Here is an 18,337-nt window from a genome sequence, read left to right as displayed (position 1 = left end):
CGACCGTCGGCGCCTCGCGCTCGTCAGCGCGTCGGCGTTGAGGTGCGGGGCGGCAGGAGCCTGAACTCCGACATGCGCTTGACGGCCAGTTTGAGCCAGGGTGCCTGCTTCAGCGCGAACAACGCGACGGCGCCTGCGGTGCTGTCGGCCTGCGTGACCGCCCACATCGGCGATGGCTGCCCGCCGAACAGTTTCTTGTACGGCTCGTCACCTATGGTGAAGTCGAGCATCTGGTCCCTGCGCTCGATGCAATCCCTCGCCACCTGCTCGAACATCAGCGCCCCCAGGGACTGGCTCTTGTATCCCGCAATGTCGAACGCGCTCATGATGACATGGTAGGTGCCGCGGTGGCACAATCCCAGCACGGCGGCGATCACGTCGCCGTCCATCTTCATGGCATAGAGCCGCACAAAGGAGCCGAGGCCGCGAAGCGCCACCTCGGAATAGAAGTCGAAATATTCGGGGCGCTGGAGCAGGTCGCCGTCGCCTTGTGATTGAAATCGGGGACCGCGAAATTTCTTCATTACCTCCAGCGCGTCAAGCGTGGAGGCGCTGTCATTGCAGCACGAGAAGCTCAACGCGCCCTTTTTCTGGAGCTGACGATATTTCTTCGCGAGCTCCTTCTGATAGGAGCGATCCATCGCACTGGCCCGCCATTGCTCGAACGGCGCGACGAGGACGGTCGCGTAGGCATTGGTGTCCATCGAGACGCGGCGGGGTGCAGCCAGCAGGTTCTCGATCGGAAGCCGTCCGTCTGGAATCTTGGTCATGCGGAGCAGGTCGAAAGGACGGAGGAGGCCTCGAAGCTCCGCGCATGCGCTCTCGTCCGCGAGCAGTTGGGAGAATATTGTCGGGCTGCAAACCGGCGCCAGATAGTCGGAGACGCGGAGGTCGGCGAATTCCACGGTCCCTATCGGACCGCGCCGGATCCGCAGCAGGGGCAGCACCATTGCAAGGGCACGCGTCGTGCGGTGACGGACCACGACAATCAGAGGGGTTGCCCCCGCATGAGACGCCAGCCTGGTGTAGAGGCTGTGCAGCCAGAGTGGGTGCTGGAACGCGGTAGCGGCGGAATTGTCGAACAGTTCTGCGTATTCCGGAGAGAGAAAGTCGAGCGCCTGCTCGATGGCGATATCGAACGTGCTGCTGGATCTGTTCATGCGCAACCAAGGAAACCAGATAATTCGTGAAATTCGATCGAGCTCGATCCGCGCTTTATAGCAGGGTCGTTACGGGCGAGACACCGGCGGGGTGCGAATTGCATTAATGCTGCGCGCCCGGTCTCTTATCGTTACCAAATTCTTAAACTCCGGCATCGTGTGGGCTGGGAGCGCCGGAGATCGACCCGCGCTAGCAAATTATTAACCGCGCTTAAGGAAGGTCGGTTCATGGCCAGCCTGCAGACCGAGGTGGATTCCGGAGCACTCGAGAGCGCGTTCTGGGAGACGCGCAGCGTTGGCGTTGAGAAGATTGCCAGAATTGCAATCAGCTGTTCGATCACCATCAATGTGGTCGCGTCGATGGGCATCTTCAACGCCGCGCTCCTGCCGCCGGAGCTGAGCTTTGTGCAACAGGCCGTGGCGCTCCTGATGTGGGGCGTCCTCATCTACGCGAGCGCATTCGTGCGCCCGCGCCTGCGCTTGCAGTTCAATCCCGATTTGATCGCGCTGCTCGCATTCTACACCTTCGCCGTCATCTCCGTGTTCTGGTCGAGCCTGAGCGCGGCAGCGCTCATGAAGAGTGCGGCGCTTGCCATGACGACCTTCGGCGCATTCTGTCTCGTCACGCGCCTCGAGATGGACGAGATTGTGAAGGCCACGGCCCTTGGCCTGTTCATATTGGTCGCGGCATCGGCCTTCTGTGCGCTTGCCGTGCCCGATATTGGGATAGACCAAACCTGGATGCACAGCGGCCAATGGCAGGGCGTCTATGAATCGAAGCAGACGCTCGGCTTTGTCGGCGCGTATCTGATGTTTTTTGCCTGTTATCTTAAGATGAAGGGGCAGGGGTGGCCGACGTTCCTCGTCGTGTTCCTGCTGGCCTCAACTTGCGTCCTCGCGTCGGAATCGCGCGGTGCCGGCGCTGTTGCCCTGGCGGCCTGTGCACTGCTCGTGACCTCGATGTGGTCGGTCGGCTGCATGAGGGTCTATGCGGTCCTGCCGTTCGTCATGTGCATCCTGGCCGGGATCCTGTTTCTCTATTTTTACGTGACGGGCTATGACGCCATCCATGTCGGCGATGCGACCATCGATTTCACCGAGCGAACGTTCATCTGGCACTACGCCATCAGCCATTTCGACGATGCGCCGTTGCTCGGCTTCGGGATCAACGGCTTTTGGACGGTCCCGTCGATCTACGATTATTTCGAACAGAACCACGGCTGGGTGCTGGACAATTATCACAGCGGCTACATCGCGATCCTGATGGAAACAGGGTTTCTGGGATATGTGCTTTTCGCTGCGAGTGTTGTTCTGTTCTCGAGCAAGATTCTCGATCTGATTTCGACCAGATCCATCGATCGTTCGCACTGCGCTCTCATCATTGGATTTGTCGTGCTCAGCTTTCAGACCAATTTTACGGAGACGACATTCCTCCGTTCGACGATGTTCACGTCGGTGCTGCTCGTCTCGTTCTTCTTTGCGACGTGCAGGTCGATGCCACAGGCCGACTTCCAGTCCTTGCAAATGGACGCAAGATGACCGTCATGCGCGCTCGGCGGCCGGGGAGCGTCATGCTGGCAGCAACGACGCTCTTCGCTGCATCGCTCTTCTCCGAGGTCCACGGAGCCGAGCGGGCCAATTCCCGCGATGTGCCGAGACTGGGGCGCGGTATCAATATTCTCGGCTACGATGGAATCTGGGAAGGCGGCCAGAACGCGCCGTTCCGTCTGGACAATTTGACGACGATCAAGAAGGCCGGGTTCTCGCACGTCAGGATCAATTTCTTCGGCTTCAAGTTCATGAGCCCGGAGAATGTCCTGGATGAGATCGTCCTGAGGCGGCTCGATGCCGTCATCGAGGAGGTCCTCGCGAGGGGCCTCATTCCTGTCGTCGACGAGCATGACACGCACATTTGCCAAAGCGACGTTGCCGGATGCACTGAGAAGCTCAAGTCGTTCTGGCGGCAGATATCCGAGCGCTATGCCGGGAAGTACCCCACGCTCGTCTTCGAGGTCCTGAATGAGCCTGGTGGGCACATGACGTCCGCCAGCTGGAATTCACTGCTCAACGAGTGTCTCGGCATCATCCGCCGCACCAACCCAGAGCGGCCGGTCATTGCCGCCGTTCTCAACACGGATGATATTACTGTCGACGAGCTGGTTCTGCCGGCCGAGGACAGGAATCTCATCATCACCTTTCACTACTACGCGCCCATACGATTCACGCACCAAGGGGCGCCATGGTCTGCAACTTTCTCGAAAATCGGTCCCCTGGATTGGGGCACTCCGGATGACGAAGCGAAAGCCGCCGCCGATTTCAGGAAGATGAGTCTCTGGGCGGACAGAGAGAAGCGCCCCATCTATCTCGGCGAATTCGGGGTGTATGAGCGCGCGCCGTCCGACAGTCGCTTGCGATACCTCTCCTTCATGGCGAGAAGCGCCGACAGACTTGGCTGGTCATGGGCCTATTGGCAGTTCGACCATGATTTTGCGGCCTTCGACAGTGCGCGTCAGGCCTGGAAGCCGGGCATCCTGCGCGCCTTGATCCCGCCGCCGCATTGAAGCGGCGGTCCGTTCGCAACGGCATCAGAAATTCGCAGCCATTGCAGCGAGGCGTTTAGAGGCCCGTTCTCGGGCGGCTTCAAGCGATTGCCGCGGCCCGATGGTCGGCCCGATCGCGACGAAACGGACATCATTGATGCCAATGAAGCGCAGGATTTCCCGCAAGTAGGGCGTCGCCATGTCGATACGGCCGCGGTTCATGCCGGTGGAAAAGTCGCTGCCGCTGGCGAGGACCACCAGTGTCGGCCGGTCCTTCAGCAGCGGGATATATCCCTGCGACGGATCGAAACGAAAGGTGAGCCCGGGCTGGACGATGATGTCGATGAACTGCTTCAGCTTGTAGGGGATGCCGAAGTTCCACATCGGCGTCGAGATCAACACGCGATCGGCGAGTGAAAAGCGCAGCGCCATGCGCTCGGCCTCGGCAAACCTGTCGCGTTGAGGATCGTTGAAGCGATGGCCGTTCATGCGTGCGTATTTGGCTTCGAGGATGGGGCCAGCGAACTCAGGCAACTGCTCGCGCCAGAGATCCATGACGTCGATGTCCCAATCGGGATGGGCCTGACGAAAGTGCTCAATGAAGGCTAGCGCGCCGGCACTCGATTCCGAGTCGGGGCGGGGCGAGCAGCAGAGGTGCAGGAGCTTCGGCACCGCGCGTCATCCCAGCGCCCTGATGACCGTATCCGCCCTGGTCACGACCGCGACGTTCTGCATGGCAAAGTTGATCGAGGCGTTGTGCCAGTCGGCGTTCATTGTCGAGCAGCAATCCTCGGGCACGATCATGAAATAGCCCTTGTCGGCGCCGGTGCGCGCGGTGTGTTCGACCGACATGTTGGTCCAGGCACCGGTATTGATGATCATGTCGCGCCCCGTCGCTTTCAGGATCGTCTCCAGCCGCGTGCCCTCCCACGCGCTCATGCGCATCTTCTCGACGACGAAGTCGCCGGGCCGCGGCTCGAGGCCCGATACCGGCGCCGCACCCCAGCTTCCGCGCACCATCGCCTTGCTGTCGACGAGGCCCTCGAACAACGGCGCATTCAACGTGACGCCGGGCGCGCCGGGTTCGACGATGAACCAGACATGGATGATGGCGACGCCGCGGGCACGCGCGGCCTCGGCGAGGCGGCGGACGTTGTCCACCACGTGCTGTTGCCGCGCATGTCCGGGGGCGCCGGATTCGGTGAAGGCGCCGCCGTCCATGATGACGTCGTTCTGGAGGTCCTGGATGATCATCGCGCAACGCTGGGGATCGAGCCGCATCTCGCCCTCGGCGAGGATGGGTGCCGCTGGCGCGGAGCTTGGCGTCGCGCCGCCGCCGCTTCGCTGGCCACTCATATAGGGCTCATGCCGCGGGCCGACCTTGGTTGGGATCGCGTAAACCGAATGGGTCGAGGTCAGATACAGCGTGCGGAAGTCCGGACCGCCCCAGGCGAGATTGGCGACGAGCTCGGGCACGCGAACCTTGCCGAGCAGTTCACCGCGCGGCGAATAGATCCAGACGCCGCCGGGCGCGGTGACCCAGACATTGCCGTGCTGGTCGCACTTCATGCCGTCGGGCACGCCCGGCTCGAGCTCGGAGCGGATGCCGCTCGCGAACACGCGCGCGTTCGACAGCGAGCCGTCACTGTCGACGTCAAAGACGCGGATCAGCGCCTGCACGGTGTCGTTGACATAGAGCAGCTTCTCGTCCGGCGAGAAGCACAGTCCGTTCGGCTGATCGAACAGGTTACGGTCGACGACGAGCTTCGGCTCGCCGCCGGGCACGACGCGATAGACGCCCTGAAAGCCGAGCTGGCGCGGCCGCTCGACGCCATAGACCGGCATGCGGCCATACCAGGGATCGGAGAAATAGATCGCGCCGGAGGAGTGGACGCAGACATCGTTCGGGCTGTTAAGCTCCTGACCCTGGAAATGCGAAGCCAGCACCTCCCGCCGTCCGTCCGGCCGCTCGCGAACTAGCGACGATGTCGCGTGCTCGCAGACGATCAAATTGAGCTCGGCATCGAAGGTCATGCCGTTGCACTTGTTCGACGGACGCTTGACCTCCACGACACCACGCCGCACATCCCAGCGCCGTCGCACGTCGCCCGGCATATCCGAGAACAGGAGGTAGTGATCGACCGGGTGCCAGACCGGTCCTTCCGTGAAGTCGAAGCCGGTGCCGACTTGCGCGACGGGCGCGTACGGGTCGATCAGGGTCTCGAATTCGGAGCGCAAGGTGACGTGCGTCATCGGTCGATATCCTCAGGTCACGTCAGGCCGGGAACCAGTTGCGTGCTGGCAAGGATTGCACGATCGGTCCGGGGACCTGGTCGTGCAGCCGCCCGACGACATTGCCGCCTTCGATCTTGGCGGGGCGATCGTGCACCGGCAGCAGATAACGCGAGTTGCTGAGCAGCTTCTTGATCGCCGCCTTTTCTGCGCGCTTGCTGGTACCGTGGTTGCCGGTGGTGCGCGGTTCCCAATCGTGGATCTCGTTGAAGGGCGTGACGATCTGGTCGTTGAAGTCGTAGATCACGTCGCCACAAATGGTGGCGATGCCGTCGGCGGTGTGAACGATGATGTTCGTCGAGCCCTCGGTATGGGCGTTGGCGGCATCGCAATAGACGCCAGGCATCAACTCGATCGGGCCGGTGACCTCGAGATCCAGAAAGCGCAGCGCGCTCTTGGTGTGCAGGCGGTCGATCAGGTGCTTGATGTCGGGTGCGGGATATTGCGGATGCATCAGGCCGGAGACGGAATATTCGAGCTCCCTGCGGTTGAGGACGACAGTCGTGTTCATCGGGAACAGATCGTCCTTACCGGCATGGTCGATGTGCAGATGGGTGTGGCAAACGAAGCGGACGTCGCCCATGCGCACGCCGTGGCGCGCGAGCTGGTTCTCGATCATGTTTTCATGATATTGCAGGCCGCGCATGCCCAGCGTTTCCATGATCTGGTTGGAGCGATAGCCGGTGTCGACCACGACCGGATAGGGACCGCCGAGGATCAGGAAGCCCAGGGTGAGGACGCGGCGCGTGCGGCCGCAGTCGCGGCCGAGCACCAGGAAGCTCGATTCCAGCTCGATGTCGCCATAGTCCAGGATCTTGATCTCCAGCGCCATTCGTTGCCCTCCCTCATCTGTTTCTTGTCTGTCAAAGCTGATAGATGCGCGCCGCGGTGGTCCCGAAAATCGCGTCCTGCTGCACCGGTCTCAACGGCGCGGCCGCCGCGCGAAACGCATCGACGAGCTCGCGATAGCTGGTCCACAACTTCTCGATCGGGAAATTGGAGCCGAACAGGCAGCGCTCGGCGCCGAAGATCGCAACGGTGTCGGTGAGCACGGCGGCGATGTGTGCGGGCTCGTTGCGATGGATGAAGGTGCCGAGGCCGGAGAGCTTTGAGACCACGTTCGGGCAGGTCGCAAGGCGGGCCATGCCGGCGCGCCAGGCGGCGCGGCCTGCCGGCGAGAGGTCCTCCAGCATGCCGGCATGCTGAAGGATGAAGGTCACCTCTGGACAAGCTTCGGCCAGCTCCGCTGCCGCTGGCATCTGCGGCGTGAACACCTGCAAATCAAAGCTCCAGCCATAGTCGGCGAGATGCGCGATGTTGCGGCGGACCACTGGATCGGCGCAGAGATCGGCGCGGGCCGCAAAGCGGTAAAGGGGGTTCTCGTGCCAATGCAGCTGCATGCGCGCGCCGCGCACGAGCGGATAGCGCTTGAGGCGATCGAGCTGGGGCCGGACGTCCTCGACGGCAAAATTGGCATAGGCGACGATCGCGTGCGGCCAACCGTGGTCGTCGGCGGTCTGCTGCACCCAGGCGGCCTCGTCCTCGAAACGGTCGTTGGCCCAGTTGGTCTGCACATAGACCGAGCGGGTGACGCCGCTGCCCTTGAGGTCGTCGAGATACTCCTGGATCGGATAGTCGCGCCGGATCGGTTCATAGGGGCCGAAGATGCGCGGCTGCATGGGGCCGATCAGCCAGGGCAGGTCGGCCTGCCGCCAGATGTGATGATGGCCGTCGACAATATCGCTCACGCCGCTCTCCTTCGTCCCAATGCCAGAATGTGCGCGACGATCGACCCGCTCGAACCGCCATCCACGAGGTCATCGACGAAGCGCTCGATGGCCATGAGCGCTTCCGTCTGCGGGCGGAAGGCCGGGCTCGTGGCAAGCGGCGTCAACCAGCTCAAGCGCCAGGCCCGCCGCGACAATTTAGCGACGGCGTCGCGAAGTGCGTCACCTTCGCCGCGCTCGAGCCCGTCGGAGACGATCACTACGGCGGCGCCGCGCGCATAGCCGCCGAACCGTGGCACGGCGAGGAAGGCTTGCAGTGCGTCGCCGATGCGGGTGCCGCCGTCCCAATCGCTGACGAGGCGGGCGGCCGCGTTCAATGCCTGCTCACGACGCTTCAGCCGCAACGGACGGGTGACGCGCGTCAGCCGCGTGCCGAAGGTGAAGACCTCGACATTGGGCGCCGCCTGCACCAGCGCATGCGCGAGCTTCATGTTCTCTTCGGTGCGACTCTTCATCGAGCCAGACACGTCGATCAGCAGCAATATTTTGCGTGGGCGCCGCCGCCGCTCGAGGTGACCGAGCCGCAAGATCTCGCCGTCGCTGCGGACAGTATCGCGCAACGTGCGGCGAAGGTCGGCAAACGGTCCGCGGCGAGTGCGCATGCGCCGGTGACCACGTCGTCGCGGCAGACGTCGCGGTGCTTCGCGCGCCAGGCGGCGTAGCGCGTCCATGGTCGAACTCGCCCCAAAGCGGCGCTCGACCAGGGCCTCGGTCCTGGTCGCGGTGAGGCCGGACTCGCTCGCCTCGTCGGAGAGCAGGGGCTCCTCGTCGCCGCGGCCCTCTTCCTGGAGCCGGACCGTCTCATCCTCCTCGCCCTGGTCATCGCGCGCAATCGTCTCGCTGCCGCGGAAGTGCAGATCGAACAGCCGGTCGAAGGTGGCACGACGTTCGGGCGGCGGAGCCAGCGTCGCCAGTGCAGCTTGTCGGATATCCTCGATGCTATCAGGGCCGAGCAGCTCGATAGCCGCCAGGAACGTCGTGGTCTGCTCCGGTGCCACGGCAAAGCCGTTCGCGCGCAGCAGCGGGACGAAGGCGACGAAGACGCGTGCGGCACGCGGAAGCTGCAGATCGGTGCTCATACCGTCGCCTCCGCGAGCATGGCGTCGAGCCGCGGCGAGATGAAATGCAGGTCTTCTTCGTCCTTCAGCGCGACGCCGATCGAGCGCTTGAATGCGTCTGGCCAGCGGGCGCCGCCCTTGTGAAGTAACGTCGCGGCCTCGGCCCAGTCCACGGCTTCGGCGATCCCTGGGGCCTTGCTGAGCGGTTCGCGCCGCAGCCTTTCGACGGCTGCAACGACGGCGCGCGCCGTGGCCTCGGCAACGCTGGAGGCGCGCATCATGATGATGCGTGCTTCGCGCTCCGCGGTCGGATAGTCGATCCAGTGATAGACGCAGCGGCGGCGCAGGGCTTCGTGCAGGTCGCGGGTCCGGTTCGATGTCAATACGACCACGGGGCGCTCCGCCGCGCGCACCGTGCCGCGCTCGGGAATCGAGATCTGGAAGTCGGAGAGGAATTCGAGCAGGAAGGCCTCGAACTCCTGATCGGCGCGGTCGATTTCGTCGATCAGCAGCACGGTGGAATCGGGCGCGCGGAGCGCCGCCAGCATCGGCCGCTCGATCAGGAACGTCTCGCCGTAGATGTCGATGCTCTCGTCGCCGGCCTGGCGGATCGCCAGCATCTGGCGCGGGTAGTTCCACTCATAGAGCGCGGCGGACGCGTCGATGCCCTCGTAGCATTGCAGGCGGATGAGGCGGCGGCCGAGCACGGCAGCGATCGCCTTTGCGGCCTCCGTCTTGCCGACGCCCGGCGCACCCTCCAGCAGCAGCGGCTTGCCAAGGGCGAGCCCGAGATAGGCTGCGGTCGCCAGCCCCTCGTCGGCGAGGTAATAGGCCGCGCGCAGCGCCTTCTCCAGCGCCTCCGGGCTGTCGATGCCGACGATGTTGCTGCGAACCGCCACGACGATACCTCTAGCGCCGCGCCTGCGGCCGTGCGCCGCCCTGGGCCTTGATCGCGCGCAGCACTTTCTCGGGCGTGATCGGCAGATCGTCGATGCGCACGCCGACTGCGTTGAAGATCGCATTCGCCACGGCCGGCAGTACCGGGTTGGCGCACATCTCGCCGGGGCCCTTGGCGCCGAAGGGACCATCGGGAGCAGGACGTTCCAGCACCGCGATATCGTGCGGGCAAATATCGCCGGGGCCCGGCATGAGATATTCGACGAAGTCGCGCGGGCCGTGAGCGGGATCGGGATAGTAAGGCTCGGGGGTCTCGTAGAGTGCGTGGCTGACGCCCATCCAGGCGCCGCCGACCAGCTGCTGCTCGACAAGCCGTGGGTTGAGCGCGCGGCCGAGCTCATAGGCGGAGTCCATCCGGACCATCGCGACCTCGCCGGTCTCGTCGTCGACCTCGACTTCGGCGACGAGGCAGGCATGGGCGTAACACGTTGCCGGTGACATCTCTCCGGTTTCGGGGTCGACGTCGGACAGCGGGACCAGGAAGATGCCGCGACCCGAAATGGTCTTGCCCTGCTTGAACTGCGCGGCGATCGCGACATCCTTGGTCGAGATCGAGCGATGCGGCGCGCCTTTGACGTGGATGTTGCCGCGCCCGTCAGTCTCGAGATCGGCCGCATTGACTTCCAACTCCTCGGCCGCCGCCTCCATCATCACGCCGCGCGCTTCGCGGGCGGCGGCCATCACGGCGTTGCCGACGCGATGCGTGCCGCGCGAGGCGAACGAGCCCATGCAATGCGGGCCGGTATCGGAGTCCGCCGTGTCGACATAGACGTCCTCGACAGGCACGCCGAGCGTCTCGGCGCAAATCTGCCGCGTCACCGATTTCATGCCCTGGCCAAGGTCGATCGACGACAAGGCCACCGTGAACTTGCCGCTGGGATTGGAATGCACCAGCGCCTGGCTGGGATCGCCGCCGAGGTTCATGCCGATGGGATAGTTGATCGATGCCATGCCGCGCCCGCGATGCCTGGTCATTAGCGCCTCCTGGTGCCGAAGACGGAGGAGAAGCGGGTGGCGCCGTGCGACGGTGACGCCGGGCGCGGCGCAGGAGGTGGCGGTGCCGGCGGAGGTGGTTCGCGCGGCGGCTCTCTTGTCGCGTTCACGGGCGCGCGGTCATAGGTCGTGCGCTGCTGCGCGGGCGCGGCGGGCCGGGCGCGCGGCTCCGTCGGCGTCGGCGGGATCGCGGCGCGGCTGCCGCCGCCATCCTTGCGGGAGGAGGCGCGCCTGAACTCGTCGCGGATCGGCCATTTGGCCTTTTCGGCGGCGACCTGAACGCATTCGATCAGCGCCGTGTTCTTGGCCTCGCGCCGGTGCGCCTTCATGTCGCCGTCGCGATAGGCGTTCAGAATCCGGAACTCCATCGGATCCATGCCGACGAGGTTTGCGAGCTTGTCCATCTGGCATTCGATGGCGAAGTCCATTGCCGTGACGCCGAAGCCGCGCATGGCAGTCGCCGGCGTGCGGTTGGTGAAGACGCAGTAGACGTCGCCATAAACGTTCGGGATGGTGTAGGGGCCCGGCAGATGCGCCGCGCATTTCACCGCGGCGTAGCTTGAGAGGCGCGTATAGGCGCCGCTGTCGAAATAGGCACGGATCTTGCGCGCAACGATACGGCCGTCGCGCATCACCCCATCCTTGATGTAGATGCGCTCGGCGCCGCGGGGCGGGCCGTATTGCATCTCTTCCTCGCGACCGAACACGTAGCGCACGGGACGCCCGGTCAACATGGCGCCGAGAATGGCGAGCGGCTCGGTCAAGGTATCCACCTTGCCGCCGAAGCCGCCGCCGACGGTGCCGCCGATGAAGTGGAAGGTGTTGGACGGCACGTCCAAAATCTTGGCGCAGGTGTCGACCGAGAAGAACAGCGCTTGCGTCGACGTGTAGACGACGTAGCGGCCGTTGGTGTCGGGCGCCGCAATCGCGCCATTGGTCTCTGTCGGCGCGTGCTCGATCGGCGACATCTGGTAGCGCTGTTCGAGCACGTGATCGGCGCTCGCGAGCGCCGCGTCGGCATCGCCGAACCGCAGACGCTGGTGATCGTAGACGTCGTGATAGATGAAGGCGTTCTTCGGATAGGTCTCGTTGACCACGGGGGCGCCGGGCTTCAGCGCATCCTCGACGTCGAACACGGTCGGCAGCGGTTCGTAGTCGATCCTGACCTTTGCGATGGCCTCAAAAGCCTCACGCTCGCTGTCGGCCACGATGGCAAGGATCGGCTCGCCCTTGTAGCGGACCTTGTCGACAGCCAGCGACGGCTCGTCGTCCTTGCCGAAATTGATCAGGCTCAGCAGCGTGTTGAGATTGACCGGAACGTCCGCACCGCGAATGATCCGGCGCACGCCGGCCGAGCGTTCTGCCTCCGTGGTATCGATGTGGCGCAGCCTCGCATGGGCCTGGGTCGAGCGAACGACCTTGAGGTGCAGCATGCCCTGGAGCTTATGATCGCCAAAATAGCTCGACGTGCCCGTGATGTGACCGAGCATGTCCTGGCGCTGTGTGCCCTTGCCGATCTCTTTGAGATTGTCGTCGCGCTCGTCGGCGAAGATGTCCTTGCGTAGTTCCAGCATGGTCTGACCTCAGGCGCTGGCCTGGCCGCCTGCGGCGACGAGGATGGCATTGATGATCGGCTCGTAGCCGGTGCAGCGGCAGATGTTGCCGGAGATCGCCTCGATCACGTCGGCCCGGCTCGGGGAGGGATTGCGGTCGAGCAGCGCCTTTGCGGCCATCAGCATGCCCGGTGTGCAATAGCCGCATTGGGCGGCAAAATTGTCGGCGAAGGCGCGCTGGAGCGGGTGCAGGTTCGGGCCCTGCTTGAGGCCGTCGAGCGTTTCGACGGAGCGGCCGGCGACGGTCTCGGCGAGCGTCAGACAGGAGAGGTGGAGTTCTCCGTCGATCAGCACGCTGCAGGTGCCGCAGCCGCCCTGGCCGCAACCGAATTTCGGGGTCATGTCGCCGATCAGCTCGCGTAGGGCGACCAGCAGGTTGGTGCCGCCATCGACGAAGATAGCGACGTCGCGGCCGTTGTGACGAAATTGCAGAGGCGTCTTGGACATGATGATCCCAGTCTATTCCTGGCCGGACAGCAAACGGCGGAGATGGACGCCGACGATCTCGCGGCGATACCAGGCGCTGCCGAGCGCATTGTCGGCGGGCGATGTTCCCTCGACTGCGGCAGAGGCGGCAGCATTGATGTTTGCGACATCGAGCGCGCGTCCTTCGAGAGCGCGCTCCGCCGCCTTGGCGCGGATCTGGGTCGGCGCCATCGAACCGAGCGCAATGCGAGCACCGGCAATGCGCCCGCTGCTGACCGGCAGGTGTGCGGCCAGCGTGATGACCGAGCCGCCTTTCGGCTTGATGCGGGCAACCTTGCGGTAGCGAAAGGCCTCAGCGCTGGCCGGCCGTGTGCATGAGACCGAGAGCACCAGCGCGCCGGATTGCCGCTCGCGCGATTGCAGGAACTCCTCGATCGCGATGTCGCGGGCGCCGAAGCCGCCTTGCACTGCGACCGTGGCGTCGAGCGCCAGCAGCGCCACGGTGAAATCGCCATAGGGGTTTGGCGCGAACAGATTGCCGCCGACAGTGCCCATGTTGCGCACGGCAGGGCCTCCGATCGAACGAGCGGGCGCGTGCAGGAAAGCGAGGTCGCGCTCGCCGAGAATTCTCGCGAACGTGACGCCAGCGCCCAGCGTGATGCGCGGTCCGGACGCATCGATCCGGGTCAGCGTCTGGTCGCTGGCGCGGACGACGGTCGAAATCGAAACGTCGCCCTCGTTGAGCGCTCGCATCACCAGCGTGCCGCCGCCGAGATAGCGTGCGCTGCGATCTGAGGATATTGCCCCGGCCGCTTCGCCGGCGCTGGCAAAGGTTTTTACGGTTACGGCCATGGCTAGGCGGCCTCCTTCAGATGGCGGCGGATCGCCTCGAACCCCGCCTGATAGATATCTTCAGCGACCATGTGGGTGATACGGTCCTTGTCCTCGGGCTTCGTGGTGAAGCGCGATTCCCAATGCCAGAAAGTGCGGTCGCCATCGGTCACCGGCAGCAGGCGGACATGGGCGACGTAATTGAACATCGGGATCGGGGTATCGAGCAGGCAATAGCTGAAGGTCTGTTCGAGGTCGGAAAGAGCCAGCAACTGTTCGCGCAGCTCGGAGCCGTCCTTGAGCTTGAAGCGCCTGACGCAGCCGATCTTGTCGGAAGCCTGAGCGCGTTCGATCGAGGAGGTCGCAACCGCCGGATGCCACCGGTCGTGCCCGTTGAAATCGCGCAGCACGTTCCATACCGCATCGGTCGGTGCGCTCAGGATCGTGCTCTTGACGATATGCGGCACGGCTAACCTCCGAACACGCGCTTCAGGGCATCGAAGCCGCCCTGGAACACGCCGCCGCCGATGTTGCTGACGAGCTCGGTCTCGCGCTCCGGCGCGCAATCGAATTCGGCGGTCCATTCCATGAAGGTCTGGTCGCCGTCGGTGACGGGTGTCAGCCGCAAGGTTGCGACGTAGTTCTCGACACCCATCGGGGATTCCAGGATCGAGTAGGTGCAGAACATGTCGTAGTCGGAGAGGCCCAGCAGCTTCTCGCGGATGCGGTCGCCGTTGCGCAGACGGAAATCCCTGACGCAGCCGATCTTGTCGGCGGGCTCGCCGCCCTCGATCCGGCTTTCGGCGATGGCCGGATGCCAGTTCGGCAGACCGTTGAAATCGCGCACCCGCGCCCAGACGCGGTCGTTGCGGGCGTTGACGACGGTTGAGACGTAGACGCGGGCCATGGTTCGGACCTCAGCTCTTCTTTCGCGGCCCGCGCTCGGCCGGCGGCTCACCGCCTTCGGCCGCAGGCGGGGAGGCCGCCGGCTTGTCGCCGCCACCGCTCTTGCGCGCGGAATCCTTGATCCCCTGCATGTCGCGGGCCTCGCGGATCAGGCCCGGCATCTTTGCAAGACTGCCGCCCTCGACGCCGATGTCCGACAGGATCGAGTCGATCAGCGGCGCCTGGACGCGGTAGCGCAGCGCCGAATCGATCACCTCGTCGGTGGCGCTGCGGCCGCCATTGCCGTTTCCGTGTCCGTTGCCGTTGAGGCCGTCGACCTGGAGGATGCGGATGCCCTCGATCTTCTCCATGGGCTTGACGCTCTCACGCACGATGCCTTCGATGCGGTCGAGCAGCTTGCGGCGGAACAGCGAGTAGCGCGCCTGGTCGGTGAGCACGTTCTCGGCCTCGTTGAGCATGCGCTGCGCCTCGGCCTCGACCGCGGCGCGCACGCGCTCGGCTTCCGCGGCGATCCGGGTCTCCTCGGCCTGCTTCTCGGCGAGCAGCACTTCGACGGTCTTGCGGCGTTTTGCGATCTCGCTCTCGCGCGCGGTGACCACGCGCTCGGCGGCTTCAGTCGCCCGCATGCGCGCTTCCTCGGCGGCGGCGCGTGCCGCCGACTCCTCCAGCGACTTCTGATGGATGGCGATGGCCTTCTCCATCAGCACCGTCTCGACGTCCTTTTCGCGATTGACTTCGAGCTTGCGCAGCTCGCGCTCGCGGCCGATGCGGGCTTCGTCGAGGCCGCGATCCGACGCGATGCGGGCGCGCTCCACTTCCTCGCGGGAGGCGATTTCGGCTTCCTGCAAGGATTGCACGCGAGCGACCTCGAGCTGCTCGATGGCGCGCCGCCGCTCGATACGGGCGGCTTCCAGCGCCTGCTCGCGCGAGACGTCGGTGGTCTCGACCTCCTTGCGCGCGACGATCTCGGCCTGACGGACCTGGCGGTCGGCGTCGATCCGCTCGGACTTCTTGGTCGACAGCGCGATGACGCGGTCCTCATCGGCGATCTCGATCGCCTTCTTCTGCTCGATGTTGAGCACTTCGCGCTTCTTCGAGGAGTTGATGCGCTCGGCCTCGAGCGCCAGATCGACCGTGATGCGCTGGCGCTCGATGGCGTCGCGCCGCTTCAGCTCGGCCGCTTCCAGCACGCCGGTCCGCTCGATCTCGAGCGCGCGGGTGTCGCGCTCGGCCTGGATCCGCTCGGCCGCAACCGCCTTCTCCTGGGCGATGCGGGCCGCCTCGATCGCCTCGCGCGAGGCGATATCGGCTTCCTCGACGGCGCGGTTGCGGGCGATCTCCAGCGAGCGCACGCGCTCCTCCTGCGCGATGCGCGTGGCCTCGGTCGTCTCGCGCGCGGCGATGCCGGCGACGTCCAGCGCCTGGTTGCGCTCGATCTCGAGTTGCCGCGTGTTCTGCTCGGCGGCGATGCGCTCGGCGGCGAGCGTCCGCTCGCGGGCGATGCGGGCGGCTTCGACCGCGCGCTGAGCCTCGATCTCGGCCTCCTGGATGGTTCGCACCTGCTGGATCTCGAGCGCGCGAGTGCGTTCGTCCGAGGAGATGCGCTCGACATTGACCGTCATGGTTTGGGCAATGCGGGCCTTCTCCGTTGCCTCGCGCGCGGCGATTTCGGCCTCGTCCACGGCGCGCGTGCGTTCGATCTCGCGGCGCCTCGTCTCTTCTTCGTTGGCAATGCGGGCGTCGGTGACGACTCGGTCCTGCTGGATCCGCGCCTTCTCGATCGCTTCGCGCGCGGCGATCTCGGCTTCCTCGACCGTGCGCATCCGCTCGATCTCGCGCTGGCGCACCTCGCGCTCCGAAGCGATGCGGCTGGTGTCGATCGAGCGCTGGTTGGCGATCCTTGTCTTCTCGATCTCCTCGCGCGCCAGCAGCTCCTTCTCCTCGATGGTGCGAGTCCGTTCGATCTCCTTCTGGCGGGTCTCGCGCTCGGAGGCGATGCGGGCCTCGGCGATCGCCTGGTCATTGGCGATACGGGCGCGCTCGATGGCCTCGCGGGCGGAAATCTGCGCCTGTTCGGCCTCGGTCTCGCGCAGCGCGCGTTCGCGGGCGACTTCCGTGCGCTGGAGCGCGCGGCGCATCTCGATGTCGCGCTCCTGCTCGAGGCGTGCGGTCTCGCTCTCGCGCTCGATCTCGAGTGCCTGTCGCTCGGCTTCCAGATTGCGCGAGCGGATCTTGATCATCGAGTCCTGCTCGATGTCGTTGCGCAGCTTTCGCTTGGCCTCGATATCCTCCATCAGGCGGGTCAGGCCTTCGGCGTCGAACCGGTTCGAGGGATTGAAGAACTCCAGGTCGGTCTGGTCGAGATCGGTGATCGCGACCGATTCCAGCTCGAGGCCGTTCTGGGCGAGGGCCTCGGCAGCATTGGTCTTGACGCGCGCGACATAGTCGCCGCGCCGTTCGTGCATTTCCTCCATGGTCATTTCGGAGGCGACCGAGCGGATCGCGGAGATGAACTTGCCGGCCAGCAGCGCATGCAGCTGCTCGGGTTCCATCGTGCGGCGGCCGAGCGTCGCGGCCGCAATCGAGACCGCCTCGCGGGTCGGCTGCACCCGGACGTAGAAGTCGGCCTCGATGTCGACGCGCATACGGTCGCGGGTGATCACGGCGTCCTGCCTGGAGCGGACGATGCCCATCGGCAGCACGTTCATGTTGACAGGCGTGTAATCGTGGATGAACGGCAGCACAAAGGCGCCGCCATTGATCACCACGCGTTCGCCGAGGAAGCCGGTGCGGACGAACGAAATCTCCTTGGAGGAGCGATGGTAAAGCCAGTTCACGATGTAGACGCCAACCACGATCACGACGATCGCGACGATCAGCCAGAGGATCAATTCACCGACCAATATCCCCGACATCTTTCCCTCCCTCGTACCTTCGGCGTTACCGCGCGCCGATCGCCTTGAATTGACGCACCTGTTCCGTCAGCGCCCGCTCCACGGGCAGTCGCTCCATCGAGGAGGCGCCGTAGAAGCCGTGGCAATGGCGGGTGTTCTTCATGATGAAATCGGCGTCGGCGGGATCCGCGATCGGGCCGCCATGAGCCAGCACCAGGATGTCCGGATTGACGCTGAGCGCAGCGGACGCCCAGGTGTCGATCTGCGCCGGACAGTCCTTGAGCTTTGGCGCGGTCTGCGCACCGATGGTGCCGCCGGTCGTCAGGCCCATGTGACAGACGATGATGTCGGCGCCGGCGATCGCCATCGCGGCGGCCTCTTTCTCGCTGAACACATAGGGCGTGGTCAGCATATCCTTGTCGTGCGCCTTGGCGATCATGTCGATCTCCAGCGCGTAGGACATGCCGGTCTCTTCGAGATTGGCGCGGAACGTGCCGTCGATCAGGCCGACGGTCGGAAAGTTCTGGACGCCGGCAAACCCGAGCGCCTTCAACTGGTCGAGAAACACGTCCATGTCGCGGAATGGATCGGTGCCGTTGACGCCCGCCAGCACCGGCGTCCTGGCGACTACGGGCAGCACTTCGTTCGCCATTTCGAGCACGATGGCGTTGGCATCGCCGTAAGCCATCAGACCCGCGAGCGAGCCACGGCCGGCCATCCGGTAGCGGCCGGAATTGTAGATGACGATGAGATCGACGCCGCCGGCTTCCTCGCACTTGGCTGACAGACCGGTGCCGGCGCCGCCGCCGACGATCGGCTCACCGCGCCTTGCCATGTCGCGAAACGTCTTCAGGAGCGCTGCGCGTTCAAACCTTGCCAT

The 18,337-nt window shown here is 64.8% G+C and carries 17 protein-coding genes; 2 read left to right on the top strand and 15 right to left on the bottom strand.

Annotation, left to right across the window (positions count from 1 at the left end; translation table 11 throughout):
* Window positions 1–23 precede the first annotated feature (23 nt).
* Window positions 24–1,160 carry a GNAT family N-acetyltransferase gene (locus tag ACNJX8_RS26735; RefSeq protein ID WP_439357317.1) on the bottom strand — a complete coding sequence of 379 codons (1,137 nt, stop codon included), beginning with the start codon at window positions 1,158–1,160 and terminating at the stop codon, window positions 24–26.
* Window positions 1,161–1,388: 228 nt separating this feature from the next.
* Between ACNJX8_RS26735 and ACNJX8_RS26730 the strand changes: the two genes are divergently transcribed.
* Together ACNJX8_RS26730 and ACNJX8_RS26725 are read left to right on the top strand one after the other, a co-directional pair.
* Window positions 1,389–2,699, top strand: coding sequence for an O-antigen ligase family protein (locus tag ACNJX8_RS26730; RefSeq protein ID WP_439357316.1), 1,311 nt, complete (start codon window positions 1,389–1,391; stop codon window positions 2,697–2,699).
* Window positions 2,696–3,721, top strand: coding sequence for a glycoside hydrolase family 5 protein (locus ACNJX8_RS26725; protein WP_439361985.1), 1,026 nt, complete (start codon window positions 2,696–2,698; stop codon window positions 3,719–3,721). The genes ACNJX8_RS26730 and ACNJX8_RS26725 overlap by 4 nt, the downstream gene beginning before the upstream one ends.
* 24 nt (window positions 3,722–3,745) lie before the next feature.
* Here the strand turns inward: ACNJX8_RS26725 and ACNJX8_RS26720 are convergent, their stop codons facing one another.
* From ACNJX8_RS26720 to ACNJX8_RS26655, 14 genes are read right to left on the bottom strand one after another with little or no spacing between them, the layout of a single operon-like run.
* A complete protein-coding gene (locus ACNJX8_RS26720) occupies window positions 3,746–4,372 on the bottom strand; it encodes an FMN-dependent NADH-azoreductase (RefSeq protein ID WP_439357315.1) in 627 nt (208 codons plus the stop codon).
* A 6-nt stretch (window positions 4,373–4,378) separates the two neighbouring features.
* Window positions 4,379–5,953: an isochorismatase family protein gene (locus tag ACNJX8_RS26715; RefSeq protein WP_439357314.1), complete on the bottom strand. Its 1,575-nt coding sequence runs from the start codon at window positions 5,951–5,953 to the stop codon at window positions 4,379–4,381.
* Window positions 5,954–5,975: 22 nt separating this feature from the next.
* Window positions 5,976–6,824 carry an MBL fold metallo-hydrolase gene (locus tag ACNJX8_RS26710; RefSeq protein ID WP_439357313.1) on the bottom strand — a complete coding sequence of 283 codons (849 nt, stop codon included), beginning with the start codon at window positions 6,822–6,824 and terminating at the stop codon, window positions 5,976–5,978.
* Between the two features lie 31 nt (window positions 6,825–6,855).
* Window positions 6,856–7,740: an amidohydrolase family protein gene (locus tag ACNJX8_RS26705; RefSeq protein WP_439357312.1), complete on the bottom strand. Its 885-nt coding sequence runs from the start codon at window positions 7,738–7,740 to the stop codon at window positions 6,856–6,858.
* Window positions 7,737–8,858, bottom strand: a complete 1,122-nt coding sequence (locus ACNJX8_RS26700; protein ID WP_439357311.1) for a vWA domain-containing protein — start codon at window positions 8,856–8,858, stop codon at window positions 7,737–7,739. The genes ACNJX8_RS26705 and ACNJX8_RS26700 overlap by 4 nt, the downstream gene beginning before the upstream one ends.
* Entirely contained in the window at window positions 8,855–9,736 is an 882-nt protein-coding gene (locus ACNJX8_RS26695) for an AAA family ATPase (protein WP_128956247.1), read from the bottom strand. Before ACNJX8_RS26695 ends, ACNJX8_RS26700 begins: the two co-directional genes overlap by 4 nt.
* A 10-nt stretch (window positions 9,737–9,746) precedes the next feature.
* A complete protein-coding gene (locus ACNJX8_RS26690; RefSeq protein WP_091887626.1) occupies window positions 9,747–10,769 on the bottom strand; it encodes a xanthine dehydrogenase family protein molybdopterin-binding subunit in 1,023 nt (340 codons plus the stop codon).
* Window positions 10,769–12,361, bottom strand: coding sequence for a xanthine dehydrogenase family protein molybdopterin-binding subunit (locus tag ACNJX8_RS26685; protein ID WP_439357310.1), 1,593 nt, complete (start codon window positions 12,359–12,361; stop codon window positions 10,769–10,771). Before ACNJX8_RS26685 ends, ACNJX8_RS26690 begins: the two co-directional genes overlap by 1 nt.
* Window positions 12,362–12,370: 9 nt before the next feature.
* Window positions 12,371–12,847: a (2Fe-2S)-binding protein gene (locus ACNJX8_RS26680; protein ID WP_439357309.1), complete on the bottom strand. Its 477-nt coding sequence runs from the start codon at window positions 12,845–12,847 to the stop codon at window positions 12,371–12,373.
* Window positions 12,848–12,859: 12 nt separating this feature from the next.
* On the bottom strand, window positions 12,860–13,678 hold the full coding sequence (locus ACNJX8_RS26675; RefSeq protein WP_439357308.1) for an FAD binding domain-containing protein: 819 nt from the start codon (window positions 13,676–13,678) through the stop codon (window positions 12,860–12,862).
* Between the two features lie 2 nt (window positions 13,679–13,680).
* Complete coding sequence (locus tag ACNJX8_RS26670; RefSeq protein ID WP_439357307.1) at window positions 13,681–14,124, bottom strand: SRPBCC family protein; 444 nt, start codon at window positions 14,122–14,124, stop codon at window positions 13,681–13,683.
* 2 nt (window positions 14,125–14,126) lie between these two features.
* Window positions 14,127–14,564: an SRPBCC family protein gene (locus ACNJX8_RS26665; RefSeq protein ID WP_018318067.1), complete on the bottom strand. Its 438-nt coding sequence runs from the start codon at window positions 14,562–14,564 to the stop codon at window positions 14,127–14,129.
* 10 nt (window positions 14,565–14,574) lie between these two features.
* Window positions 14,575–17,478, bottom strand: coding sequence for a flotillin family protein (locus tag ACNJX8_RS26660; RefSeq protein ID WP_249760793.1), 2,904 nt, complete (start codon window positions 17,476–17,478; stop codon window positions 14,575–14,577).
* Window positions 17,479–17,503: 25 nt separating this feature from the next.
* Window positions 17,504–18,337, bottom strand: a complete 834-nt coding sequence (locus ACNJX8_RS26655) for a phosphoenolpyruvate hydrolase family protein (RefSeq protein WP_439357306.1) — start codon at window positions 18,335–18,337, stop codon at window positions 17,504–17,506.

The organism is Bradyrhizobium sp. SPXBL-04, assembly GCF_051853035.1.
Classification (GTDB): domain Bacteria; phylum Pseudomonadota; class Alphaproteobacteria; order Rhizobiales; family Xanthobacteraceae; genus Bradyrhizobium; species Bradyrhizobium zhanjiangense.
This window is presented reverse-complemented; position numbering and strand designations above follow the sequence as displayed.

Excerpts from the sequence above, each read along its gene's own strand:
- ACNJX8_RS26735 (WP_439357317.1), bottom strand. The coding sequence starts at position 1,160 with ATGAACAGATCCAGCAGCACGTTCGATATCGCCATCGAGCAGGCGCTC.
- ACNJX8_RS26730 (WP_439357316.1), top strand. The coding sequence starts at position 1,389 with ATGGCCAGCCTGCAGACCGAGGTGGATTCCGGAGCACTCGAGAGCGCG.
- ACNJX8_RS26725 (WP_439361985.1), top strand. The coding sequence starts at position 2,696 with ATGACCGTCATGCGCGCTCGGCGGCCGGGGAGCGTCATGCTGGCAGCA.
- ACNJX8_RS26715 (WP_439357314.1), bottom strand. The coding sequence starts at position 5,953 with ATGACGCACGTCACCTTGCGCTCCGAATTCGAGACCCTGATCGACCCG.
- ACNJX8_RS26710 (WP_439357313.1), bottom strand. The coding sequence starts at position 6,824 with ATGGCGCTGGAGATCAAGATCCTGGACTATGGCGACATCGAGCTGGAA.
- ACNJX8_RS26700 (WP_439357311.1), bottom strand. The coding sequence starts at position 8,858 with ATGAGCACCGATCTGCAGCTTCCGCGTGCCGCACGCGTCTTCGTCGCC.
- ACNJX8_RS26690 (WP_091887626.1), bottom strand. The coding sequence starts at position 10,769 with ATGACCAGGCATCGCGGGCGCGGCATGGCATCGATCAACTATCCCATC.
- ACNJX8_RS26685 (WP_439357310.1), bottom strand. The coding sequence starts at position 12,361 with ATGCTGGAACTACGCAAGGACATCTTCGCCGACGAGCGCGACGACAAT.
- ACNJX8_RS26680 (WP_439357309.1), bottom strand. The coding sequence starts at position 12,847 with ATGTCCAAGACGCCTCTGCAATTTCGTCACAACGGCCGCGACGTCGCT.
- ACNJX8_RS26675 (WP_439357308.1), bottom strand. The coding sequence starts at position 13,678 with ATGGCCGTAACCGTAAAAACCTTTGCCAGCGCCGGCGAAGCGGCCGGG.
- ACNJX8_RS26665 (WP_018318067.1), bottom strand. The coding sequence starts at position 14,564 with ATGGCCCGCGTCTACGTCTCAACCGTCGTCAACGCCCGCAACGACCGC.
- ACNJX8_RS26660 (WP_249760793.1), bottom strand. The coding sequence starts at position 17,478 with ATGTCGGGGATATTGGTCGGTGAATTGATCCTCTGGCTGATCGTCGCG.
- ACNJX8_RS26655 (WP_439357306.1), bottom strand. The coding sequence starts at position 18,337 with ATGGCAAGGTTTGAACGCGCAGCGCTCCTGAAGACGTTTCGCGACATG.